The sequence below is a fragment of the Vibrio lentus genome, assembly GCF_002875945.1.
Taxonomy (GTDB): domain Bacteria; phylum Pseudomonadota; class Gammaproteobacteria; order Enterobacterales; family Vibrionaceae; genus Vibrio; species Vibrio apostichopi.
Window position 1 is genome coordinate 1 of record NZ_MCZK01000084.1, and the last position, 4,566, is coordinate 4,566.

The window sequence follows — 4,566 nt, forward strand, 5'->3', positions numbered from 1 at the left end:
GAATTACGCAACAAAGCCTCTGTTAGGTGCACTAAGAACGGGTGTGGTTGACGTGATTGCGACTAGTGTAAGTAATGCGTTAACGGTACTGAACTTAGATGAGCAGATGAAACAAGCATCTCAATAGTTTTTGTGGAAAGATCTATTGTTTAAATAGGTGCACGGATTAATTAAAAGTTACTCGAATAAAAGATAGAGTTATCTATTACCTATCTTTTATTTTTATAATAAATTTATGTGCCTATAAGTAATGTTTATATTCTTAAGGCTATAAATATTACTTATAGGTTTAGTTAGAAAGTTAATTGGTTAATATAATTCCTCATTGATAAGGTCTCGTTTCATTTAATTAATGAATTATCTCTTTCCGAGAAATTCGACTAACGAGATTATCCTAATGAGGACAACATTAATTTGTACATTTATTACAGCGGCCATCGCTGTTTACTCTGTACAAGCGACTACTTTACCTGCGCCGACCTGGCACACGATGACCTTTATTGATGGCAGTACAAAAGAACTGCGATTAATGGGCTCCCAGCACATGTTTTGGTATCAAGACAACGATGGTCACATATACGTTCAGAATACTGATAATCAATGGTATTTTGCCAAATATGAAGCAAATGATGATGGTACAGGTCGAGTTGTTTCTACTGGAGTGCTGGCTTCGAGTGAAGCTGAAGTGCCAATAGAATCAAACATAAAAAATCTGAAAATTGATCCAATACACATCAATGAATCTTTTGACTCACCTGCTGCAAACCTTAAAAGATTTACCCCAATAGAAAATCAACGCTCACTTCTAAAAAGTCCTTCGAAAAAAAGAATCACTGAGCAAGCTTTGTTGGTAGTACAAGTTAGCTTTTCAAACGAACAGATAGAAAATGACTTTCAGTCGACGATATTTGGTGAAAACCAACAAAGTGTTCAAGATTATTTCCTTAAAAATAGTTATGGGAATTATAAAGTTGTTCCGGCCAAAGAAAATGAAGGAACAAAAAATGATGGCGTTATTAATGTCACGTTGGATATAGATCATCCAAATTGTCACTCTAAGTCTGAAAGTAATTGCCAAAGTAAACTTAATAATGTGTTCACCAAGGCGTATGAAGCGTTAGATGTTGACTTTAATCTTTCTCAATATGACTACAACAATGACGATAGTATCTCCCCACAAGAACTGTCCGTGATGTTTGTGTTTGCTGGTAATGACAAATCCAGTGGAACACGTAAAACGCCCACTATTTGGCCGCACAAGTTTGCTCACCGAACTGTCGAGATAGACGGCAAGCGTATTAGCGCGTACTGCCTATTCGCAGATTATCAAGATGACCACCAATCAACCATGGGTGTTATTGCTCACGAACTTGGACATCTGATGTTAGGGCTGCCGGATCTATATTCTTATAAGCATGATGGTTCGATTGGACATTGGGGGCTAATGGGAGGTGGTAGTTGGGGCAGTAAACCCAGTGACCAGTATGCTGGAGAAACGCCGGTTAACATGTTGGCGTGGAGCAGAGAGGCATCAGGTTTCTTAAAGCCGAAAGTACTCTCTAATAACGGCAGTGTCGACATAGACACAATCAAGGGCGAAAGCGTTATTCACCTCGATCCTTACCTCAAGCAATTTGGGCCTCGTGCTTACATTGAAAATAGACGTAAAAATAACTACGACCAAGCGCTTCGTGGAGAGGGTTTGTTAATAACGGCAGTGAACATAGATAACCAATTCAACAGCTCCGGCCCAATGCAAGTGCAGGTATTCCAAGCTGATGGGCAGGGATCGCTTGAGAGCGGATTTTCGTCTGGGGATGATGGTGATGTCTTCCCGGGTAGAGAATCGGTTACTAATCTTTCAGATGACTCTGAACCTTCCTTAACGGCAATTACTGCAGGAAGAAAGACGGATATATCGATAACCAATATTGTCAGCAATGATACCAAAGCGAGTTTTTCTTTATTGGTGCCTAATTCAAACAATAAATCGTCTTGGGTAACCTCATTCGGAAGAACTTACCCACGTTACAACGTGGATAGTAATGTTTTAGGTTTTTCTATTGATGTGGTTAACGGCCAACAAGACATAGCAGGGATTCATTTTTACGCGAAAGCAACTAGCATAGCGATGCCTATGTTCTATCGTTTAGTGGAATACCCATATCAATCAAGATTCGGCAATGCAGTTATTGACGAGAGCGCCGCGAGATTGTTACACCGAGGCGTTGCTCAGCAAGGTGGCGGACAAATCATTTTTGACGAGAAAATTAAGCTTGGTTTAGGCTCTAAGTTAATTGTCCTAGAGGTTGAAAATGGTACCCCTGAATACTCTACACAGTTTTTAGATGCGTATTTAGGAGACGGACAAAGAAAAAGACAGTTTTCGGGGGCCATTTCTGATTACAAAACTCGAGGTTTGAGCCGTGGGTTTGGTCAGAATTTCCCTTTTGCAGTACTTTTTGAATTACCGGCACAAGACAGACCTATTGTTGTTGACGATAGGATATCGACCGATGAAGACATCCCTTTTATGCTCAATCTGTTGGCGAATGATATCAATCTACCGAAGCCTAATAATTATGTTGTTGAACTAGGGAAGAAGCCGACTAAAGGGGTGATTAAAGATGGAACTTACTTTCCGCTGTCTGACCAGTTTGGTCGTGACAATTTTACATACCGTTTGGTAGGTCGACTTGGGGATAAGACAGACTTTGCTCATGTCGAAGTTGATATTAACCCAGTGAATGACGCCCCGAAGTTTACTCTAGATCGGCTAGACGCAAAGTCTGAGCCTGGTGAAGCCGTAATATTCACAGTAACCAATATTATCGATGTCGATTCTTCGGAGCATCAAATCACGTGGTCTCAAGTACAAGGACCAAGATTATTGTTAAGTGATGCACAATCTAAAGCCCTTAAAGTGACGGTACCTAGTGATGCTTTGGAAGGTGAGCAATACAGATTTTCTATTCTGGTACAGGACTCGTCAGGAGGGCATGCAAAGCAGTCTGTCGTGGTTGATGTGCGAAGAAAGCAAGCATCACTATTGGGTACTAAATCTCTGCAAGTAAAATATGGAGATGAAATCAATTTGGTTCCTAATATTAACGGCGGTGTTCACTCGTTGTATATATTGGAATCTCCACGTAATGGAATTGCAAAAATTGTCGATGGTAAGATCATTTATAATGCGCCTACTCAACGTAAGTTAGCGTTATATGACACTATTAAATATAAGGCTTTATCGGCCGACGGTGGTGAATGGGTTGGTTCGTTTGATATAGAAGTTTTACCAAATGTTTCAAATGAACCCTCTGTGCCAATAACGCAGAGCGATTCATCAGGAGGAAGCTCTTCATTGCCAGTTCTTATTATACTCTGTTTACTCTTCCGATTGAGACCAAAGCGATAGAATAAAATGACAAAAGAGAGCTATATTGATTAGCTCTCTTTTTACCTGTTTCTAAATTTTAACTCAAAAAATGAAGTTATCTGTCGCATTTCTGCATCAAGAGCTACATCTATAGGTGTTTAGTTTCATTTGCGCGTAATCTTGATCACAAAAACGAACAATGCTCAGTTTGAGTGACTTTTGAACTTTAGCCTTATAAATGTCGATTATTTACATAAATTTCAAAGCTTTTACGTACCATTAAGGTGGTGAGTGCATAAGTTTTGGTTATAATTGTGTTGATTGTCATTTGCTTGGGGAGTGTGTTGTGTAAGGACTCTGGAACACGAATGACAAGTGAAATATGTTGTTTGTAAAAGCACATAAGGATTTGTGAATCAGTTGTTGGTGCGGGAAATTTATTTGTTTATTTAGATGGATATAAACATTATTTATGACTATATAAATAATGTTTTTTTGTATCTGAATGACACTATTGTTACTTTTACGCTGATTTTTAATAAGAATAATTAATAAAATAACGCAACATCGGGGTAGTTTGCACCATGAAAAACGTCAACAGGTCTATCGACGTCAAATATTTAAGAACATTTTCACACGTTGCTAAACACAAAAGTTTTACAGCTGCAGCTGAGTCTCTATTTATGACACAGCCTGCGGTTTCTCAACATATTAAAAAGATAGAGAATACGATTGGGGCGAGTATTTTTGATAGAAAAGAAGGATTTTTACTCACTAAACACGGAAAAGTATTACTCGATTACGCTGATCAAACAATGTCTATGTACGAAAGGTTGTTTGAAGATCTAGAAAAAGTGGAGTTACGAGATCAATTCAATATAGCGATTGCTGAATCTTTTTGCTTCGATATGGTTGAACGGGTAATCAACGAATTTAGAATGTTGAACAATATAGACTTGTCCATAAACAGTTTTACTAAGTCTTCTCTACTGGACTCGTATCGCTACGACTTAATATTCACGATGGATAGAATTTCACGAGAGAATGGAAAATCCTATCAGTTAAAAACCGTGAATTATGTGATCGCACATTCCAATTCACTTGATCCACACGAATGTTACCCACAGAGAGTTGTTTACTGTAGTTCTTTGCCTAAGTCTTATGTTCAAGAGGGCTTTGTTGCGTAATTC

At 38.6% G+C, this 4,566-nt stretch carries 1 protein-coding gene and 1 pseudogene; both read left to right on the forward strand.

The features are described 5' to 3' along the window. Positions 1–397: 397 nt before the first annotated feature. Positions 398–3,415 (forward strand): M6 family metalloprotease domain-containing protein, encoded by a 3,018-nt coding sequence (locus BCT49_RS05690; RefSeq protein WP_102434487.1) that lies wholly within the window; start codon positions 398–400, stop codon positions 3,413–3,415. Positions 3,416–3,960: 545 nt separating this feature from the next. Further along, positions 3,961–4,548, forward strand: a pseudogene (locus tag BCT49_RS05695) (LysR family transcriptional regulator); the annotation flags it as partial. Between the last annotated feature and the right edge of the window lie 18 nt (positions 4,549–4,566).